This is a genomic window from Caballeronia sp. BCC1704, assembly GCF_902833455.1.
Classification (GTDB): Bacteria; Pseudomonadota; Gammaproteobacteria; order Burkholderiales; family Burkholderiaceae; genus Caballeronia.
The window spans coordinates 1-315 of the sequence record NZ_CADFFT010000017.1 but is presented as its reverse complement, the minus strand read 5'-3'; the positions used below and the strand labels follow the sequence as shown (position 1 = coordinate 315).

Here is a 315-nt window from a genome sequence, read left to right as displayed (position 1 = left end):
TTTAGATTCGGCTGCGGCTGCGGTTGGCAATCAAAGCTTCGAGAGCTTCCGCCGTGCGGCGCTGCCTGTGCTCGATCAGGCGCTTGCCGATTTCGAGGCCGATGGCAGGCTCAAAGCGGCCCGCCAGGCGGACGGCGCTGAGACCAGGGGCAATGCCAATGGAGGCCCTTCCGGAAGCCGTGGGCGGCCCTCTTCGCGGCGGCTCTAAGTCTTCGCGCGCTCTATGATTTGCTGGGCGATCCGTTCGGGTTTCGCTTGTAGCGCGACGCGCGTCACGCTACAATTAGCGCATGATAAAAAGCTTCCGACATAAAG

General features: G+C 61.9%; 1 protein-coding gene. It reads left to right on the top strand.

Annotated features, from left to right (window positions below; all coding sequences use genetic code 11):
• The coding region (locus HWX53_RS27510) for a hypothetical protein (protein ID WP_208454830.1) at window positions 1–208 on the top strand (208 nt) is incomplete at its 5' end.
• Between the last annotated feature and the right edge of the window lie 107 nt (window positions 209–315).